Origin of the sequence: Microcoleus sp. Pol1C5, from assembly GCF_036701115.1 — a bacterium.
Lineage (GTDB): Bacteria > Cyanobacteriota > Cyanobacteriia > Cyanobacteriales > Microcoleaceae > Microcoleus.
In genome coordinates, this window is record NZ_JAUBQE010000031.1 from 1 (window position 1) to 19,347 (window position 19,347).

Annotated in this window: 19 protein-coding genes; 11 read left to right on the plus strand and 8 right to left on the minus strand. The window is 45.1% G+C overall.

What is annotated here, in order from left to right; all coding sequences use genetic code 11:
* Window positions 1-150: 150 nt before the first annotated feature.
* Together QUA23_RS17940 and hpsJ-B are read right to left on the minus strand one after the other, a co-directional pair.
* A complete protein-coding gene (locus QUA23_RS17940) occupies window positions 151-1,068 on the minus strand; it encodes a glycosyltransferase family 2 protein (RefSeq protein ID WP_333077435.1) in 918 nt (305 codons plus the stop codon).
* An 86-nt stretch (window positions 1,069-1,154) separates the two neighbouring features.
* A complete protein-coding gene (gene hpsJ-B, locus QUA23_RS17945) occupies window positions 1,155-1,985 on the minus strand; it encodes a hormogonium polysaccharide biosynthesis protein HpsJ (RefSeq protein ID WP_333077436.1) in 831 nt (276 codons plus the stop codon).
* Between the two features lie 788 nt (window positions 1,986-2,773).
* Between hpsJ-B and rfaE2 the strand changes: the two genes are divergently transcribed.
* The 7 genes from rfaE2 to QUA23_RS17980 all read left to right on the plus strand — a co-directional run bounded on the left by rfaE2 (window position 2,774) and on the right by QUA23_RS17980 (window position 10,199).
* Window positions 2,774-3,277: a D-glycero-beta-D-manno-heptose 1-phosphate adenylyltransferase gene (gene rfaE2, locus QUA23_RS17950; protein ID WP_333077437.1), complete on the plus strand. Its 504-nt coding sequence runs from the start codon at window positions 2,774-2,776 to the stop codon at window positions 3,275-3,277.
* Window positions 3,278-3,419: 142 nt separating this feature from the next.
* Window positions 3,420-4,289 (plus strand): STAS domain-containing protein, encoded by an 870-nt coding sequence (locus tag QUA23_RS17955; protein ID WP_333040028.1) that lies wholly within the window; start codon window positions 3,420-3,422, stop codon window positions 4,287-4,289.
* Window positions 4,290-4,344: 55 nt separating this feature from the next.
* Window positions 4,345-4,722: an STAS domain-containing protein gene (locus QUA23_RS17960; RefSeq protein ID WP_333077438.1), complete on the plus strand. Its 378-nt coding sequence runs from the start codon at window positions 4,345-4,347 to the stop codon at window positions 4,720-4,722.
* A gap of 264 nt (window positions 4,723-4,986) precedes the next feature.
* Window positions 4,987-5,385, plus strand: a complete 399-nt coding sequence (locus QUA23_RS17965) for an anti-sigma regulatory factor (protein WP_333077439.1) — start codon at window positions 4,987-4,989, stop codon at window positions 5,383-5,385.
* A 210-nt stretch (window positions 5,386-5,595) separates the two neighbouring features.
* Window positions 5,596-6,615: an ATP-binding SpoIIE family protein phosphatase gene (locus QUA23_RS17970; RefSeq protein WP_333077441.1), complete on the plus strand. Its 1,020-nt coding sequence runs from the start codon at window positions 5,596-5,598 to the stop codon at window positions 6,613-6,615.
* Window positions 6,612-8,150, plus strand: coding sequence for an ATP-binding protein (locus QUA23_RS17975; RefSeq protein WP_333077442.1), 1,539 nt, complete (start codon window positions 6,612-6,614; stop codon window positions 8,148-8,150). The genes QUA23_RS17970 and QUA23_RS17975 overlap by 4 nt, the downstream gene beginning before the upstream one ends.
* A gap of 576 nt (window positions 8,151-8,726) precedes the next feature.
* Window positions 8,727-10,199 (plus strand): MBOAT family protein, encoded by a 1,473-nt coding sequence (locus tag QUA23_RS17980; protein WP_333077443.1) that lies wholly within the window; start codon window positions 8,727-8,729, stop codon window positions 10,197-10,199.
* A gap of 211 nt (window positions 10,200-10,410) precedes the next feature.
* On the opposite strand, the gene QUA23_RS17985 is transcribed toward QUA23_RS17980, so the two are convergent.
* Together QUA23_RS17985 and QUA23_RS17990 are read right to left on the minus strand one after the other, a co-directional pair.
* Window positions 10,411-11,235, minus strand: a complete 825-nt coding sequence (locus QUA23_RS17985) for a sulfurtransferase (RefSeq protein ID WP_333077444.1) — start codon at window positions 11,233-11,235, stop codon at window positions 10,411-10,413.
* A gap of 26 nt (window positions 11,236-11,261) precedes the next feature.
* Window positions 11,262-12,263, minus strand: a complete 1,002-nt coding sequence (locus tag QUA23_RS17990) for a hypothetical protein (RefSeq protein WP_333077445.1) — start codon at window positions 12,261-12,263, stop codon at window positions 11,262-11,264.
* Window positions 12,264-12,739: 476 nt separating this feature from the next.
* Between QUA23_RS17990 and glmU the strand changes: the two genes are divergently transcribed.
* Window positions 12,740-14,128, plus strand: a complete 1,389-nt coding sequence (glmU, locus tag QUA23_RS17995) for a bifunctional UDP-N-acetylglucosamine diphosphorylase/glucosamine-1-phosphate N-acetyltransferase GlmU (RefSeq protein WP_333077446.1) — start codon at window positions 12,740-12,742, stop codon at window positions 14,126-14,128.
* 179 nt (window positions 14,129-14,307) lie between these two features.
* On the opposite strand, the gene QUA23_RS18000 is transcribed toward glmU, so the two are convergent.
* From QUA23_RS18000 to QUA23_RS18015, 4 genes are all read right to left on the minus strand, one after another.
* Complete coding sequence (locus tag QUA23_RS18000) at window positions 14,308-15,051, minus strand: hypothetical protein (protein ID WP_333077447.1); 744 nt, start codon at window positions 15,049-15,051, stop codon at window positions 14,308-14,310.
* A 445-nt stretch (window positions 15,052-15,496) separates the two neighbouring features.
* Window positions 15,497-15,706 carry a hypothetical protein gene (locus QUA23_RS18005; RefSeq protein ID WP_333077449.1) on the minus strand — a complete coding sequence of 70 codons (210 nt, stop codon included), beginning with the start codon at window positions 15,704-15,706 and terminating at the stop codon, window positions 15,497-15,499.
* A gap of 295 nt (window positions 15,707-16,001) precedes the next feature.
* On the minus strand, window positions 16,002-16,376 hold the full coding sequence (locus QUA23_RS18010) for a hypothetical protein (RefSeq protein ID WP_333077451.1): 375 nt from the start codon (window positions 16,374-16,376) through the stop codon (window positions 16,002-16,004).
* Window positions 16,367-16,624 (minus strand): hypothetical protein, encoded by a 258-nt coding sequence (locus QUA23_RS18015; protein ID WP_333077452.1) that lies wholly within the window; start codon window positions 16,622-16,624, stop codon window positions 16,367-16,369. The genes QUA23_RS18010 and QUA23_RS18015 overlap by 10 nt, the downstream gene beginning before the upstream one ends.
* Window positions 16,625-16,821: 197 nt before the next feature.
* Between QUA23_RS18015 and QUA23_RS18020 the strand changes: the two genes are divergently transcribed.
* Genes QUA23_RS18020 through QUA23_RS18030 form a run of 3 tightly spaced genes read left to right on the plus strand, consistent with a single transcriptional unit; the run spans window position 16,822 to window position 19,165 of the window.
* Window positions 16,822-18,078 (plus strand): WD40 repeat domain-containing protein, encoded by a 1,257-nt coding sequence (locus QUA23_RS18020; RefSeq protein ID WP_333077454.1) that lies wholly within the window; start codon window positions 16,822-16,824, stop codon window positions 18,076-18,078.
* A 36-nt stretch (window positions 18,079-18,114) separates the two neighbouring features.
* On the plus strand, window positions 18,115-18,453 hold the full coding sequence (locus QUA23_RS18025) for a type II toxin-antitoxin system ParD family antitoxin (protein ID WP_333077525.1): 339 nt from the start codon (window positions 18,115-18,117) through the stop codon (window positions 18,451-18,453).
* A complete protein-coding gene (locus QUA23_RS18030) occupies window positions 18,419-19,165 on the plus strand; it encodes a metallophosphoesterase (RefSeq protein ID WP_333077455.1) in 747 nt (248 codons plus the stop codon). Before QUA23_RS18025 ends, QUA23_RS18030 begins: the two co-directional genes overlap by 35 nt.
* The last annotated feature ends 182 nt before the right edge of the window (window positions 19,166-19,347 follow it).

Genomic DNA, 19,347 nt, shown 5'->3' on the forward strand with positions numbered 1-19,347 from the left:
TTTTCTTCTTTATATTTGGGAACTAGCTCACAAAAACGATACCTACTAATTGTAGCACTATTTTATGAAATTGGTATAAGTCATGTTCTTTTTTAAGTGGTATTAATTACCACTGCCAATTTTTAATGCCCAATTTTTAATGCCCAAATTTTAATTTCGAGTATCGGAAGCCCCAAGATTATAAGAAACTTTCGACGGTTCAACAGTTACTACTTCCGAAATAGATTGTTCGGCTGCTACCTCTAAAGTTGGCAGTGGTAGATGTTTCATTTCCCACACTTTCAACAAAATTAGATATTCATAAAAAGCTTGCAGCGTGCACCAAGCCAATCCCGCTTGGCCGTCAAGAAATCCGCCCAGTAAAATATACATATAGAAAAAGCGCACCACAGGCCGCAAAGGCAAGCGCAAAGAAAAATCTTTCAAAGCGCGGCGCCTTTCCACCTCCGACGCGCCAAACAATAAATCCCACCAATTTACTTGACCAGCTTCTAATTGACGGAGAGTTTCAGCCGCCTCGTCAGTCGAGTAGCGGTTGTGCTTTTCAATCCAGCGGGAAAGACCTTTGCTGCAAGTATAGTGAGGGTAAGTTTCTTTCAAAAAGTGAGTAGGCCCGTTGCAGACTTCCCGTTCAGTGTGACCGTAGTCCGTAAACCACACTCGGTCTTTGCGAAAGAGACGCATTTGATAACGGGGATATTGAGTGCTGCGACGAATCCAGCGCTCCATAAATATTACTTTTTCAGCTACGTAATAGCCGATATATTCTTGACTTTCGATCGCCCTTAAGCATTCAGCAAACAGTGCAGGGGTCATCCGCTCGTCTGCTTCGAGGATGTAAACCCATTCGTACTTGCACGGGACTTCTTGGAGCATCCAAGTCCGCTGGCGTCCGTGAGTTTCAAAGCGGTGCTGCACTGTTTGCACGGCATAGTTCTGAACAATCTCAAGGGTGCGATCGGTGCTGAAAGAATCAACTACAATGATATCGTCACAAAGCAGTGCCGATTCAATGCAACCGGCGATATCAATCTCTTCGTTGTACGTCAGAATATAAATTGAGAACATTCCCAGCTTTCAGTAAGGGCAAACTATTTGGTAAACAAACTATTTCTCAGGGATGTCTCGACCAGCGCGATCCCTGCCAGCGCTGGTCAATTTTTGCGGCGGCCGAACCGCAGAATTCCCATACTTCTCAATCCCGTCCAACCAACAGTAATGTAGCCTATCGCTAACAGCAAACTGGTGATTCCCGTCTGCAAACTCGAATTTCTCGATCGAGTTCTTAACTCTTTCTCTTTTTGTTGCTTGCGGGTGCGAATCTCGTTACGAGCTTGAGTCGGAAGTGCTTGAGCTTGCTGTTCCAGGAACTTGTCAACGGCTTTCGGGTCAGTTTTCGACTCCTCAAGCACAGCTTTCAATTCCTTGGGAACCTCTGGACTCTTGAGTGCTTGTTGCAGCTTCCCGTTGTCTTCCAGCAGCGCCCCTATCTGGGTGCGACGCTGGCTTTTGAGCTGTTCTACCTGAGCTTTAAATTGAGGGCTTTTAAGTTGTGCCTCAAGTTGACCTTCCGCTTGTCCCGCTTCTTGATCGACTTGAGCCAGAGCATCCTTGAGTTCCAAACGAGTATTGTTGAGGTGAACGGGAACCAGAGATAGGTAAACTAGACCTAGCAAGCTGGAAATCAACAGCGCCCAGAATCGCAAGTCAAGCCAAACCTTGCGTCGCTCAATAGAGACTCCACTGCTGCTGTCAACCCAAAAGCCAGTCATCAGGAGGGCGATACCGATCAAAGGAATAATGCCCCTGTCAACTATCTGAGTTGCTGCAGCCAACTGCCAGCCTCGATTGAGAAGGTCTGAAGTTTCTCCTGGCAGCGACAGAACAATGCAGTCAAGCAAAGCAGAGAGAATCAAGATAATCCCGACTACTTTTAGAGTTCGAGCAGCTACTGAAGAAAATTGACGGCTATTACTTGCTTTCATAATTCGTGTTAGATAATTCTACACCGTTCGATTAAAGGGGGTAGTTGGGTGGATTTTGTTGAACGAGTTTTAAGCTATTTTCCACCAAAATAGCTGCTTCGGATACCGACCTCGACTTTCCTCTGGGTTTTCACCGGCTGCGGTTGCGAGCCAAAAGGTGTAGTTTCTGCACAGCTATATAGAGTTGGACACAGGAGGCTGTGCGCTTCTGGGTTGGCTGTAACACTTGGTCAACATGGCGCACAGAAACAGCAGCAAGCAACTGCTGGCTTCTTCTATAGTCTGACGAATCCAGCGTAAAGATGGGCTCTGCACGCTTAGGTTCCAGCTTTTAACTAGCTTTCGCTCGCGCGGCCGTGCCAGAAATAATAGACACACGAGGAGCGCGCTGCGTTGGGTTTCACCCCCTAGGGCTCCCACTACCCGATCGCCTGCCCGATGCGGTGGAACTCTCATCCCTTGTCTTATAGTAATTGATATAAGAGAGGGCGGGAATAAATAATTGTTTACCAACATTTTTAACCTCTAATTACCAACAGCAGGATACGGCAGTCACAAATACACGAGTAGCGTTTTTTCCTTAGTAATTCTGTTTGCCATATAAGCTTCATCGCAGGTAATTTTTACTTATCCTTTCTTGCTTAAGAATCACCCTTTACTAATCACTATTCTCTCCTTGGTCACTATTAATTATTGCCAGTTTGAAGGATTTATTATTCAATAGTAAAAGTGCAAAGTTTCACATTTTTTGGTAGAATAATTTTGATCGCTGTTCAAATTTGGTGGTAATGACTGCAATGATTTCTGATGTTTACACGTTGAGAGAACTTGAAAGATCGATCGCATCCGCTCCGGACAAGTGGCGTCCGATCGTGTTTACTAACGGCTGCTTCGATATCCTGCACTGCGGCCACGTCCGCTATTTGCAGGCGGCAAAAAAATTGGGGCGATCGCTCCTGGTGGGCTTGAATAGCGACGCCAGCGTGCAAGCTATCAAACCGCAGCAGCCGGGATTGCCGCCCCGCCCGATCGTACCGGAAAATCAGCGAGCCGAAGTGTTAGCCGCTCTCAAACCAGTAGACGCCGTAGTAATTTTTTCCGAGATTACAGCAACTAAACTGATAAATATCCTGAAGCCTGATATATACGTTAAAGGAGGTGACTATCAAGTCGAAACTCTGCCGGAAGCACCGGCAGTTATCGCCGGAGGTGGCAAGATTTCCTTAATCGAAATAGAAGTTCCGAGTTCTACCAGTGCGATCGTCAAACGCATTTTACAATTAGGTACTTAACCCTTGATCGCAAATAGCAAGCAGTGAGCTAAACTCAGAAGTTGCCCCATCAAAAAACACGCTTGGTACGCGCGGCGAAGCTATCCCGTAGGGAATCGCTCGTACAACTTCAATCCCAATTCCTAAGCAGGAGAGAATTTCAATGGAACTCACAAGCAATAACACGATCGCGGAAATCCTACAAAGACACAAAGCAGAGTTACTAGCAGACTGGCTCAAAGAACTGCAAAATACCGGGCTGCGGCGGGACGACTTGATGAGAGCCAAAGAATTGCGCTCCGAGTGTCAAGAGTTCCTGCAATTGCTCCACATTGCAGTCGGGAACGGTAACTTTAGCGACATCCAGACACCCGAATGGGAAAATATGCGGGTGCTGTTAGCAGAAGTTTCACGATCGCGCGTTCAGAGAGGCTTTACTCCCTCAGAGATAGCGAGTTTCATTTTATGCTTCAAAAAGCCATTGTTCGATCGGCTTTGTCATGAACTGACAGAAAACCGCGACGCACTTGTGGAACAACTTTGGCTTTCCACCAGTTTATTAGACCAGCTTGGCCTTTGGGTAACAGAAATTTTTCTCAAAGCTCGCGAAGAAGTCATTGAACGCCAGCAGCAAGAAATGCTCGAGTTGTCAACACCCGTAGTCAAACTTTGGCAAGGCATTCTCGCTTTACCCATGATCGGGACTCTCGACAGTGCCCGCACTCAAATAGTAATGGAAACTCTATTGCAAGAAATCATGGAAACAGGCTCAGAATTTGCGATTTTAGACATTACAGGTGTGCCGACTGTTGACACTTTAGTTGCTCAACATTTATTAAAAACTGTCGCCGCCGCCCGTTTAATGGGTACTGAGTGCATCATCAGCGGCATTCGCCCGCAAATAGCTCAAACCATAGTTCACTTGGGAGTTGACTTGCAGGATATTCTCACAAAAGCTACTTTAGCAGATGCTTTTAAAGTCGCGTTGCAGCGCCAAGGTTTAACTATAAAAAATCTTAAAGAGGAAAGATAAATATATTGCATTTTGACAGGTAAACCCAAGTAGAACTTAACGAATAGGTGAATTTGTGGAACGAATACCGATACTTCAAATGGGAGAATTTTTGCTAGTAACAATTCAAGTAGATATGCACGATCGCTTAGCAATAACGCTGCAAGATGACCTGACGAACCGCATCGTCAAAACAGGTGTTAAAGGTGTGTTAATTGAAATTTCTTCCCTCGAAATTGTTGATTCTTTTATCGGTCGTATTATCAACAATATCGCTAGTATGTCACGAATTTTAGATGCGGAGACAGTTGTAGTAGGGATGCAGCCAGCGGTTGCTATTACCCTCGTTGAGTTGGGGCTTTCCCTGACAGGAGTTCGCACAGCTTTAAGCGTTGAAAAGGGCATGATTTTGTTAAGAAACTCCTTGGGTTGGTCTCTTGACGAGCAAGGGTAAGCAGTCGATTAATTGTCCCCCGATCGAGGCACAGGCAGTCAAGAAACCTAATTTGTTTGTAGATACCTTGTTGACAAACAGAAGATTTCTTAGGAAAGGGCTTACGCACTCAAGGGGGTTAAATCAAGGGTTTAAGATTCCTGCACTATGTTCTCTTTTGAGAGAAAATCGTAGTAAGTGCGTAAGTCCTATTAGGAGAAACTAAGTTGATGAGCGTAAGTCCTATATTTTGGGGAGAAGTTCTATTTTGGTACAGTAGCCGCCATGTCAAAACGTGAGATACTAGAAATCCGATCGTCATCCGATATAGTCCACGTCCGGCAGCAAGTGCGAGCTTGGGCTGTAGCAATGGGATTCGGTTTATTAGACCAAACAAAAATCGTTACCGCAGCCAGCGAACTCGCCCGCAATACTGTAGACTACGGCAAAGGGGGAACTGTAACTCTCGAAATGCTGCAATTAGGAACCCGCAAAGGGCTGAGGCTGATATTTGAAGACAAGGGCCCGGGAATTCCAGACATCGAATTAGCACTGACCGACGGTTATACTTCTAATCACGGTTTGGGTTTGGGGCTGAGTGGTTCCAAGCGGTTGATGCACGAATTTGAGATTGTTTCCAAAGTGGGTAAGGGGACTAGAATAGCGATCGTCCGCTGGCGCTGAAGAAGTAATACGATTTGAGAGTTGAGATTTTAGATTAAAGCATTGGGAATGAGTGAGGACGATCGGGGTTTGGAGCTTGCGTATAGTTGTATTATTTTTTAAATTGGTATAAAGAGCAACCAGCAAAGCCAAGAAGTGATTCTTGGAATCCCACACCATACCCGGAGAGGGTTGGCGTATGGAGGATTTCATTATGAGAGCTGATAAAAAATGATAGATGCCGTAGCCCTGCCCGTAACAGAAGAAAGTCAAGTCGGAGAAGCGCGGCGAATCGCAGTGGCCCTGGCGGCCGAAGTCGGATTTAACGAGACCGATCGCGGTAAAGTGGCAATTGTTACCACCGAAGCAGCAAAAAACGTGGTCAAGCACGCGGGCGAAGGAGAAATTTTGCTGCGAACATCAAAAACAGCGGCAGGATATAGCATTGAAATAGTAGCGCTAGACCGGGGTCAAGGAATGACAAATGTCGCGCTTTGTCTGCGGGACGGTTTTTCTACAGCGGGAAGCCCTGGAACTGGACTGGGGGCAATTAAACGCCTCTCTACTTTTTTTGATATTCATTCTGTACCAAAACTGGGGACAGCCTTATTAGCGCGGCTGGAACCGACCCAAAATAGCCGGGAAGCATTCCAAAACAGCAATTACTTGGAATTTGGGGTCATCCACTTGCCGAAAGTAGGAGAGCAAATTTGCGGCGATTCCTGGGCGGCGGAAAATCACCTTGACAAAAACCTGATATTAGTTGCAGACGGGCTCGGATACGGGGATTTGGCGGAGGAAGCGTCTCGCGAAGCAGTGCGCGTATTTGAGGAAAACGCCAAACTCGGGCCCAAAGCAATTTTAGAGAAGGCCCACGCTGCTTTAAAAAATACCAGAGGAGCGGCTGCGGCGATCGCCCAAATCGATCGTACCCAACAAACAATTTGTTTTGCCGGAATTGGTAACATCAGCGGTGTAGTGGTCACAGATAACCAAAGCCGCACCATGGTTTCCTACAATGGCACAGTTGGACATATGATGCGAAAAGTAGCAGAATTTGTTTATCCTTGGTCGCAGCAGTCCCTACTCATCATGCACTCCGACGGTTTGGCGGGGCAGTGGAATTTAAACCGCTACCCGGGTTTAGCCTCCAGACATCCTGCTTTAATCGCAGCCGTGCTCTACCGGGACTTCAAACGCACTCGCGATGACATGACAGTTATAGTAGCCAAGGTGAGAGAAGCAGCGTGAGTTACCCAATCCTGACGACGGAAGTCCGCTTTGAACAAGACATCGTACAAGTACGCCAAAGAGCTCGCCAAATTGCTAAAGGGCTGGGATTCGATTCCCAAGTACAAACCCGCATCGCCACAGCAGTTTCCGAAATTGCCCGCAATGCTTTCAAATATGCCGGCGGTGGCAAAGTAGAATTCATTGTGGAAGGGGAATCGCCCCAAATTTTTCGGACTCGGATTTCCGATACGGGGCCGGGAATTGCTGATTTACCGGCTGTGTTAAGCCCCAATTTTCGATCGCAAACCGGCGCGGGACTCGGTTTAGCAGCAGCCAAACGGTTGATGGACGAAGTGCAAATCGACTCTCGGCCCGATCGCGGAACGGCTGTACAATTAGTTAAGCAGTTTTCCAAAAATATGCCTGCGCTGAGTGCGATCGAACTAAATCAATTAGTTGACAAACTAGCGCGCCAAATTCCCGAAGATCCCTATGCCGAAATTCAGCAGCAAAATCAAGAATTACTACGCACTTTAGACGAACTCCGCCAGCGTCAAGAAGAACTCGTACAATTAAATCAACAACTAAAAGATACCAATCGCGGAGTCCTGGCACTTTACGCTGAATTGAACGACAAGGCCGAATCTCTCCGGCGCGCCAGCGAACTCAAAACCAGCTTTCTCTCCAATATGAGCCATGAGTTTCGCACTCCGCTAACGGCAATTATGAGCCTTTCGGAAATATTGTTAAATCGCCTCGACGGAGAACTTTCAGCGGAACAGGACAAGCAAGTAAATTACATTTACAAATCCGCCGAATCTCTCGCAGAACTTGTCAACGACTCGTTAGATTTAGCCAAAGTGGAAGCCGGAAAACTAACTGTTCGGGTGGCTGATTTTGAAGTCGAAGATTTGTTCAGCGCGCTGCGAGGAATGATGCGCCCCCTGCTTCCCGCAAACTCTCCCGTTGCTATAATTTTTGAAGATCCTCTCGAACTTCCCATCCTCACAACCGACGAGGGAAAAGTTTCTCAGATTTTGCGAAATCTAATTTCTAATGCCCTAAAATTTACCGAAGCAGGTGAAGTTCGAGTGGCTGCGGAAATGGGAGAGGAGGGAACAGTTACTTTTTCAGTAGCAGATACGGGCATCGGCATTCCTCCAGCCGATCAAAGGCGGATTTTTGAAGAATTTGTCCAACTCGAAAACCCCTTGCAGAATGGCGTCAAAGGCACGGGATTGGGATTGTCTCTGTGCAAAAAACTGGCGGAATTTCTAGGGGGAAGTATTGAAATCACAAGTTCACCCGGAGTTGGTTCGACTTTTTTTGTCACACTGCCGATTCTGTATCCTGAAGAGGAAGAAAATCCTTTGGAAATGTCCGCTGGTAAGGCAGATGAAATACCGCACGCGATCGCAAATTCTCGATCGCCAGTGCCGGATTCAGCAACAAAAGTTTTGATTGGGGAGGATGAAGATAGTTTTTCGGTATTTGCTGAAAGACTTGCTGGCAGAAATTCCTTGTACTGCGATATAAGTCGCCCACGGTGCTGAAAGTTGGGGTTCGGCTGTGCTTTGCCGAACCCAATTTTTATGGACATTATGATGCTGGATCTGACTGAATTTGACGTTTGGGAAGAGTTGAAATGCGATGGGGCTACTTGTCAAATACCTGCGATCGTGAGAAATTCCAAACATTTTCGGTTACATCACTTTTTTGCTGTGCGGGATGCTAGGACTGTAAGATAAAAATTATTATTCCGATGCGAAGGGAAACGATATCAGGAATTGTAGCTTTTGAGGACTGAAGTCGGATGCTGCGAACCTAATTATATTTTTTCAGCGATTTTTATATGGTTCGTAAGATAGATAATTTATAGCAGGCAAAATTTATTTAATTTGCAACAGCATTTAACCTTTGTGCTGTAAAATGTAGCAGTTCTCAGTTGCCGACTATATAGTAGGGACTTACGGAGGGCCTATTTTCTTGTCGGCGATCGGCTAAAATCCATGATAAATCTTGTTCTTAGCAATGTCTCGATTAATAAAAAGAATGCAACTGTAGGCGCGTAATTCAAACCCATACAAAATAAGCCATTCCCAATTCTAAAATCTCAAATCTAAAATGGTATGACTTTCATCTCCCTTCAATATGCCCTGTTTCTATTAGTTATGTTCGCGGCTTACTGGTTGGTTCCGCTGCGGTGGTGGCGGCTGTTCATCATGTTGGCGGGTAGTTTAATTTTTTACGCTTCGCTGCAAATTTGGTACATCCCTCTGCTGTTAGTCGGTGCTTTGTTTAATTACTGCTTGGCGATGGCGATTGGGGAACCTCTGGATTGGCGGATTGCTAATGAATCTTGGAACCGCCGCCGTTTGTTGCTGCTGTGGATAGGCATCTGCCTGAATGTGTTGCTGCTTCTGGGCTTTAAGTATGTGCCTTTTTTATTGAGTTCGATCGGCACTTTGTTCAATTGGCCTTTAGCTATCGACGGGGCTGACTGGGTAAAAAGTCACGTCATCGCACCCCTGGGATTGAGTTTCTTTTGCTTTGAGTGCATTGCTTATTTGATTGACGTGTACCGAGGCGCGCCTGCTGCTACTTCGCTGCTGCACTTTGCTGCTTACAAGCTGTTTTTTCCCAAGCTGATTTCCGGCCCGATTACTCGGTATCACAACTTGATCTATCAACTGAAAACCCAGCAATTTCCGACGCCAGATCGCATTTCTGAGGGACTTTGGACGATCGCCTTTGGTGCAGTAAAAAAAGGTCTTTTCGCAGATAACTTAGGAATTTATGTCGATTTAAGTTTTACCAACTTGCAGCGGGCGGGTAGCGAGGATTTGTGGCTGGCTATTTTTGCTTACGGGCTGCAACTTTATCTCGATTTTAGTGGCTATGTTGACATGGCGCGGGGTACTGCTTTGCTGCTGGGTTGGTATTTGCCACCAAATTTTGATTTTCCTTATTTTAGTGCCAGCATAGCTGATTTTTGGCGACGCTGGCACATGACTTTAGGCGATTGGCTACGCAATTATTTGTATTTTCCTTTGGGCGGTTCGCGAGTCGGTTTGTGGCGCACTTGTCTGAATTTGGCGATTGTCATGTTAATTGCGGGAATTTGGCACGGAGCAGCTTGGGGATTTATTGTGTGGGGAGGTTTACACGGTTTAGCTTTGGCGGTTCACAGGCTGACTGATGTGCTGTTTAAGCGGTTGCGGATCGAGTTTTTGTGGGAAAATCCGATCGGTATTGCGATCGGTTGGCTGTTGACTCAGGCGATGGTTTTTGGTAGCTGGATATTTTTCCGTCTTCCAGATTTAAAGGATTCTGGATGGGCGATTTCGCATTTGTGGGGACACACTGCTGACGTGCAGTTTGCTGAGAAAGTTTATGGCGAAGCTTTGGGTTTGGAAAGAGTGCATTTAACTTGGATGTTGGCGGCTTTGGCTGCGGCGATGCTGGGGAATTATGCGTTGAGTCGGGGTTTGAAATTGGAGTTAAATTGGCCGCTGAAATTGGTGTTAGTGCCGCTTTGTTTGTATGCGGTTTGGGTGTTGGCTCCCGAAGGGGGTTTGCCTTATATTTATTTTGATTTTTAGGGTATTATAGCAGAAGGAAGAAGGAAGAAGGAAGAAGCAATAAAATCATTCGTTTCAGCCATTAACAACGTCCTAAGCGTCTTCGCTATTGCTATATTTGATTTTCCTGTTATTCCCTGTAAGGTGCGCCGAAGTGATTCCCCGCTTTGGTGCGCGGTGCCCACCCTAGAAATCACAGTCAACAGTCAACAATCATATCGAGGAGTTCACCCTACAATTGATAAGAACACCAGTCACTCCAGCTACCGACATAAAGTTTAGCATCGGGAATTCCGGCGATTTCTAAAGATAGTAAATTAACGCAAGCCGTCACCCCGGAACCGCAATAAACAATAATTTCTTCGGCTTTTTCTAATTCCGTCCACCGCTGTTTTTGTTCGGATGCCGAGCGCACTTTTCCAGTTTCATCCGTTACCCCTTGCCAAGGATAGTTAACCGCACCCGGAATGTGACCTGCAATGGGGTCGATCGGCTCCCGCAAACCTTCATATCTCTCGCTTTCTCGCGAATCAACCAAAACCTTTCCCGGCAAGTCTTTACGCTCTTTCACAGCCTCAATATCTACCGCCAAATCCGGCTGCAAGTGAGCAACTAATTTACCCTCGCGGGCTTCTGGCAAAGTATTTGTTACCGGATAGCCCGCCGCTTTCCATGCGCTGAAACCGCCGTCTAACAAAGCGACTTTGCTGTGTCCCATATATCGCAGCAGCCACCACAAACGAGCCGCAAAAGCTAGTCGCGAATCGTCATAAGCTACGACTAAAGTTTCTTGTGAATTAATACCGATCGCGCTCAATTTATCCGCTAATTCTTCAATATTTGGTAGGGGATGTCTACCGCCGTGTTTGCCCACTGAACTCGCGAGGTCGCGGTTTAAATCTAAATAGAAAGATCCGGGAATGTGACTTTCTTGATATTGTTTTTGTCCCCATTCAGGGTCGGCAAGGGAAAACCGACAGTCAATGATTACAACTTGCGGATTGTCGGTATTGGTGGCTAACCATTCAGGAGAAACGATTAAAGTGTTGTCAGTCATAATTATTTAAATCTCTATTTTAACATCTATCTGGACGGAGATTTTTTCTCTGATTCTCTTTTTTCTACCGGAGATTTATTAGAACTTGCTTTCTCGGAAGTTTCTTTTTGCGAATTGGATTTTTTAGGAGTTGCTTTCTCGGAAGTTTCTTTTTGCGAATTGGATTTTTTAGGAGTTGCTTTTTCCAAAGGTGATTTTTCGGCTGGTGCGGGAGTTGGAGTTTGCAGAGGGGGAGTTACTGCTGCTTCTTGAGCGTAAAGTAGATATTTCTGATACTCGATCACTTTTGCTTGAGCTAGTTGATGGTTGGGGCTAGAGACTGGTACTCTTCTCATTAATGAGACCGCTTCTTGCCAGCTATCGGTAACTGTTGTCCAATCTTCCTTGGTTTTCGCCGCTCGCCCTAATTCTGCTGCTTTGAGTGCGCTGTTAACGGCTTCTCGAAAAGTATCTGGTGCAGTTGCTACATCTACTGTTTCATCGGGATTATTCCCCGCAGTTGCTGTCGGCTCGTTTAAAATCTTACCGACAAACGCCACTACCGCGATCGCCAACATACCCGTCACCAGCCCGACTACAATGAAAGTCGATCGCAGCCGATTCTCAAATGCAGCAAGTTCCGGCGATTTTTCCTCCTCAAAATTGTTCTCCATCTCTGTGCGATCGTCCATATTAGCAACCGCAGTATTTGGTAAAGCTTCTCCTGCAAAGCTCTGTGCTTCAAAAGTGCTATTCTCCAAACTAAACTCTTGACTCCAAGCAGCAGCAATCTGACCGCTTTCTCGGCCCTCAACCTTCACTTTGGGAATCGAATCCGGCTGCAAATTCGTCAGCTCGGTGCGAACAAAATCAACTAATGTATCTTCTATGGGTACCTGCTCGGCCTCAAGAATTACATCCAAACAATCGCCGTCGAGATTTGCCGAGGCTGTGATGCCTTCAGATTGCAACTTGCTGTTTAGCCAAGATGCGATCGCAGTGGCGAGATTTCCCTGCTTGGCAAGTTCCTGAAAATTAAGCTCTGTCATAGCTGGACACCTGATAATGCACAAGGTAGAAGGCAGAAGGAATGAAAAAGTCAGAAATAGTTTTTTTAAAGTTGAAAACACCCTAACTGAAATTCAACAAATAGTATAATGTATCGTGGCAAATCCCAGCCCTAAGATGCAAATTATCACTCTCGCTCCCCCTCCCAGCCCTTGAGAAAAGACTCGCAGTCCTTACTCCCAAACGAACTCAGGTTTGTAGTGAGGAATGCAAGTCGTTTTGCTCAGCCGCCAAATACTGCTGCAATCAGGTTTTTGATACCGGGCGCGCCAGTCCAGATATTGCAAGCATCGCTCCTACAACCAGCATCCGGCTGGAAAAATCCTCGATCGCGCGGATGCGAGATAGGAAATTTTAGATGAAAAATTTGTGCGATCGCAGTGCCATCGGCCGGCAGCGAGTGATATCATCAGTTAGTCAATATTCAAGTTTTTATAGCAAATAACTCGATCGCACAATGGTAGCAATAGCAATTTTAGCGGCTGGACGCGGCACGCGCATGAAATCTGACCTGCCCAAAGTTCTACACGAATTGGGCGGTCGATCGCTAGTTGAGCGAGTCCTGCAAAGTTGTCAAGAAATTCAAATTACCAGGCGACTTGTCATCGTCGGTTATCGAGGCGAACTCGTTAAAGAATCCCTGATTCGAGGTCAAGAAATATCAGGGGAAAATCTTCAATCTCCTCCCCTAGAATTTGTAGAACAAACCGAACAATTGGGCACCGGTCATGCCATCCAACAATTGCTGCCTCACTTAGAAGGATTTCAAGGAGACTTGCTGGTATTAAATGGGGATGTACCTTTGCTGAGGGCAGAAACTATCAAACAATTGATAGCAATTCACAAACAGCACCAAAACTCTGCCACTTTGTTGACAGCTAATTTGCCAAATCCCCAAGGGTACGGACGAGTATTTACCGACAGTCAAAACTTAGTCCAGCAAATTGTCGAAGACCGCGACTGCACACAAGCTCAAAAGCAAAATCACCGCATTAATGCAGGTGTTTACTGCTTTCATTGGCCGGATTTAGAGAAAATTTTGCCAGAATTGAAGGCAGATAATGACCAAAAAGAATATTACCTAACTGATACGGTAAATTTCCTCAGTCCGGTGATGGCGGTGGATGTGGAAGATTATCAAGAAATATTGGGAATTAACGATCGCAAACATTTAGCCACAGCTTGCGATATTTTGCAAACGCGGATCAAGGACAAGTGGATGACGGCGGGAGTGACGCTGCTCGATCCCAACAGCATCACGATCGACGATACGGTAGAGTTGCAGCCGGATGTGGTAATTGAACCGCAAACTCACTTGCGGGGAAACACTTCGATCGCCTCTGGGAGTCGCATCGGCCCCGGCAGTTTGATCGAAAACAGTCAAATTGCAGAAAATGTGACTGTGCTTTATTCGGTGGTTTCTGACAGTATAGTTGCTGAAAATTCGCGAATTGGCCCTTACGCACACTTGCGGGGACACGCAGAAATTGGGGCGAACTGTCGCGTCGGCAATTTTGTAGAATTGAAAAATACTCAAATAGGCGATCGAACTAATGTTGCTCACTTGTCTTATCTAGGCGACGCGACTTTGGGAGAAAAAGTCAACATCGGTGCTGGGACAATCACGGCGAATTATGACGGAAAAAACAAGCACAAAACTCAAATAGGCGATCGGAGTAAAACAGGTTCTAACAGCGTGCTGGTGGCACCGATAGCTTTGGGGGAAGATGTTACTGTAGCGGCGGGTTCTGTGGTGACAGAAGATGTGCCGAATGATTGTTTAGTAATTGCCCGTTCCCGGCAAGTTGTCAAACCAGGTTGGAAGTTGAAAGAACCTAAAAAGTGAACGATTGTTCACTTTTTAGATGATGAGTTTCCACCCGCGAGTTTCGCACTAAATACCAAATAAACCGGGTTTTTATAACGGAAGCGATGGCACTTTAGAAGAGATTTTGGTTAAAAACCCGGTTTCTGCGTAAGCCGGCAAGCTTGAGAAATCGGGTTTGTGGCATCGGCTATTTTGTCTTATTTTTGCTCGTGCAGATAGTTATTAATCGCTTTGGCGATTTCTGCTTGCTCGTAGGGGCTCATAGTGTTGGGCAGGGATATGCGATCTCCTCCACAAAGTAACAGTCTGACTTGGTACCAAGTGTCATTTTGCATATCTTTGGTTCGATCTACTTCCACGCCATAAATCTCGCACAGAGAGTATTCAATTACTTTACGTGCCAACAAACCTCGCTGTTTAACAGTCAAGGTGTTTAAATTTCCATCGAAGCTGTAGGTTTCATTATTTCTCAAGACGATCACTGCGGCTGCTGCGAGCAAAAATATGCCTCCTGTCCATCTCAACCAGCGATCTTCTTGGCTTAAGCGCAGCAATCGATCTTTGGCATTTTTAACATAAAAATTGATGTCCGAAGCAACAGCGTCTTGGGTTCCCCAATTAGTCGAGTTAGCAGTGAAAGGAACATTGCCAACAGAAGTTAGAAGTACAACTCTGGTTTTATAGCCGCATCTTTGAACTTTAGCTCCCTGCAAAGAAGCCAGCTCAATTTCTTGGATTTTTGAACCCAGTAAATTCGATCGCACAATCTGGCAACTGCCTTGTTTTGCCTGCAATCGCTGGCAGCTCAGAGTTGCTTTATGATAATCAAAAGCCAGCCCGAACAGTCCAAAAGCCATGAATAAACAACTAGGAAACCAAAAATCAAATATGCTTTGAGTCTGAATTATTAATTCACCTGCTGTTTGCTTGATTATTTTCATTTACCTGGCCCTTAAATTCCAAAAATGATGTTACAGATCGCCTTACTAACCCGATCGGCCGAATTGTTAACTTATATATTATTTGAAGTCGTCTTCTGCCCTGACCCCTTTTCTTTTGGTAATAGGTTAGCACTAAAACTTCTAACCGACAACAAATCTCGCGAGTTTACCTGCTGGGTTTAAGATAGCTTTCTATGATTTAAAATAGATGAATCTTAAAAATATATTAATTATGTGATCGGGAATAAAACGTTAGCTTCCCGATCTGTAGGAAAGTAATCACCCAGGTGAGTACAGGTTTACATTTTGTTACATTGTCAAGTTTATTTGCACCTGCTTAATTATCGTTAGTTATTAATTTGGGCGATTCCCCACAGGATAGCTACGATTCACGGCTTTGCAGGGCAAATACATTGCTAAGGGTGCGATTATCGCTAATCGAGATCTAGCTGCGAATCAAATCAGCAATTTTGTGTTGTTCTGTTAGTGAATAGCTTCTTAAACAGATGATATCGCCCCCGAACATCCACAAATCAACATAATAGCTACGATTTCCATCGCTATCTGCCACTTCCTCTAATTCCACCGCAGAAATCTCGTGAGTTGAGCATTCGGTAACATCATGAAACCATACACCCCGTCGTTTAATGGTCATTTTGCTAAAAGTTTTATCAAAAATGTATGTTTCATCTATCGCGCCGTCCAACAAAGACAGCGAAAACAACAGAAATATGCCTCCCCCTATCCAATTTGATGCTAAAATAATCTGCAATAATCTAATGATGATGAAGGGATAAATTAATAGCAATTTATCCCAGGAACTCGCAGTTTTAATTGTTAGCTTATTTTGTCTTTGCTTGAGATTTTTTATGAGTTTAATTGTTGTTGAATTTAAAAACAATGTAAATTACTTATCTATCCGCTGTAGGCAACTTTTAATGCACGGATTATTATTTGACATTGCTTTGGACGATCGCACTTTTGGTGTTGTAAACAGCCTTGACAGCATAAGCATCGCCCGGACGTACCTGTAAAGCTCTGTTAAAATTGATTAAAGCGGTTTGATAGTTTCCCTGCCCGTAGTAGATATAGCCGAGTTTCATCGATTGTGTGAAGTGATCTTTTTGAGCAGCAACAGGAGCAGAGTTAGGGTCAGTTACAGGTGCAGCAGAAGTAGGAGATGGCTCGGCAGCAGGAGATTGCTCTTGATCGAGGGATGGATAAGTGTTGAAATCAGAAAAAAAAGAAGATGGCGATTGCTCGTTATACCCCTGATCTACATTAGGCACAGAACCATCAGTTTTGAGAAAACCTATTACAGCCATAATGCAATAATAATACCTAACAAGAAATACATGAGAAATCCAGCAAGTTGAAGAAAAAATGGTTTTCTAACTTTTTTATTACTCCAATTTTTAATATGAAATACCCAGGAAGCAAATGGAACAAAAAAGTAAACCAATCCCCACATAGTTTCTTGCTCAATAGCTTGAAATAATCCCCAGATATAACCAACCAAAATTAAAATAAAGCCCAGACCGCCAAAAAACAAGACGATCGCAATAATAGACATTTTCTGTTGCTCCCCTTGGTGTAAAGTTATTTGACACACTGTCAAGGTAAGGATTGAGGCACATTTTCAACCTGAAAGTCTTTCCCCTGTTTGCTGTGTTAAAAATAGATTAGCGGTGACAACAGTTCGATCGCGCACAGCCAATGTTAGGATTTTGGTTAGGAATTTGACTAGGAACTCGATCGCGACTGCCGCAAATGATACCCTCTACCCTCGATCGACCCGAAGAACCATTTGCACGGGCAAGCAACGGCTGGGACATCCAAAAGCTTTACACCGACTTGGCAAAGGCCAAACAAGAATTCGCCCCCCACACCAGAAGAGGGCTGACACCCGTAGAAAAGCGGCATCTCTGTGGCTTGTTGTGCGGCTACAGCCCAGCAGAAATTGCGGTTTTTCTCAACAAACAAATCAAAGGTGTCGAAGTTGATTTATCAAAAACTTTGTACCGATACATAGAATTATTGACAAATCGGCCCCGAAATGCTGTCAAAAATTGGAGAGATGCGATCGACTGGCTGGAAATAGCCGGATATAAAACGCAGCCAAAAACCTCAACCGGCGCCATCTTAAAAGCCACTCTTCACCATTCAGACAGGATTTTATCTGCGGCTATCAGTCCCGACGGACAATTAGTGGCAACGGGCTCTGACGACAGTACAGTGAAAATTTGGAGTTTGCACAGCGGGGAACTGCAGCAGACAATTTTCGGACATTCAACAGCAGTATTGCTAGTGGCTTTCAGCCCTGCCAGTAAAACGCTGCTGACACGATCGCGCGCGGGCACAGTCAAACTCTGGAACCTGCAAAATGGCGAACTGCTGAAGCGTTTGGCAGACGTGCACCGCCACGAATCCGTTGCCGTCAGCCCCGACTGGCAAATTTTGGCGATCGGCACCACCCGCGGCACAATCAAGCTTCTGCACCTCAACAGCGGCCAATTGCTGCAAGTTTTGGAAGGCTATCAAGGGGATGACATAAGTGCGATCGCCCTCAGTCCCAACGGCAAAATGCTAGTAGCCAGCGGCCTCAATGCAGCCAGCGGTTTCTGTCGCGCCACAGTCACTTTGTGGGAATTGCCGGGAGGCGAAGTGAGACGAACATTTGGCAGCGAAAATTATGTAGCGATTTCTTCCGACAGCCAAATTCTTGTCAATCATGGTGGCCAAACTATCAAACTGTGGAACTTGCAAACAGGCGAATTATTGCATTCGCTGCATACAGGAATTCGCATCACTTCCGCCGCCGTAATTAGCCCCGATGGGAAATACTTTGCCGTGGGGTGTTTTGACGGTACTGTTAGACTTTGGAATCTTCGCGGGGAATTGCTGCACACTTTAGATGGACATTCTAGCCCTGTTTCTGCGGTGGCGATCGGGCTTTTGGGCGAAACTCTCGTCAGCGGCGGGGAGAACGGTACAGTTAAACTTTGGCAACTGCGGATTGAAGATTAGAGAGGTGACGAGCGATGATTAAATTATTGCAGTATAATTGATTTAAGGTTTTTTAGAGGGGCCCCGACAAGGAATGTTACCCTAACACCAGAACAGGAAAATTACGTGCGATCGCAACTACAAGGCGGCAACTATGACAGCGTTCAGGAACTAATTAGCGAAGCATTGCAACTGCTAGAAGAAAGAAATCGTGCACTGAAACAGCAGCGTCTGGCAGAACTCAGACACAAAATTGCTAGCGGCACTGAGCAAATTGCTCAGGGAAAAGTGACTGATGGTGAAGTAGTTTGTGCCATATTGCAGGAAAAAATCCGATCGATTATAGAGTTTAACTGCAGCCATGAAAATTCAAATTCTAAGCGACCTTCATATTGAATTTCAAAATTTTAATATTACTGATACGGATGCTGATGTTATTATATTAGCCGGAGACATTCATGTTGGAAAAAAAGGAGTTATTTGGGCTCTTGATCATATCCGACACAAACCTGTTTTTTATGTTTTAGGCAATCACGAATATTATGGCAAAGCGTATCCTAAACTCATCGCTAAACTGAAAAATATTTGCCAAGGAACAAACATTCATTTATTGGAAAATGATTTAGTCTCGATCGAAGGTGTAGTTTTTTTGGGGTGTACTTTGTGGACAGATTACGATCTTTTTGGAAATCCCAGTTATGCCGGTTATGAAGCCAGCCAAAGAATGACGGATTTCAAAAAAATACGCCTCAGCCCTAGCTACTCAAAATTAAGAGCGATCGACACTACTATAATTCACAGAAGATCGCTAAGTTGGCTAACAAAAGCGGTAGCTGAAAATAACTCGAATAAAACTATAATTATCACGCACCACGCCCCAAGTAAAAAATCAATACTGCCGCCCTACGAACAAGATATCTTGAGCGCTGCCTATGCCTCTAATCTTGAGGAGTTCGCGGCAAAATCTGGTGCTAAGCTATGGATTCACGGTCACACACACAAACAACTCGATTACAAAATTGATTCAACGCGAGTAATTTGCAATCCTCGCGGATATCCCGATGAACCCAACGATCGCTTCGATCCTGAATTAGTCATAGAAATTTAAAGATCGGGGTGCGGGCACAAGACCTGCATAAAATTTCCCCAATTCAGTATATTTAACTTGCTAAGATCGAAGCTAAATTTGCATACCCTGAAAAAAGCAAATACCCCTTATTCCGTAGGGACACAGCAGTGCTGTGTCCTGATGTTTGTCGCCGATCTTTGTCGCCGATTTTTGTCGCCGAA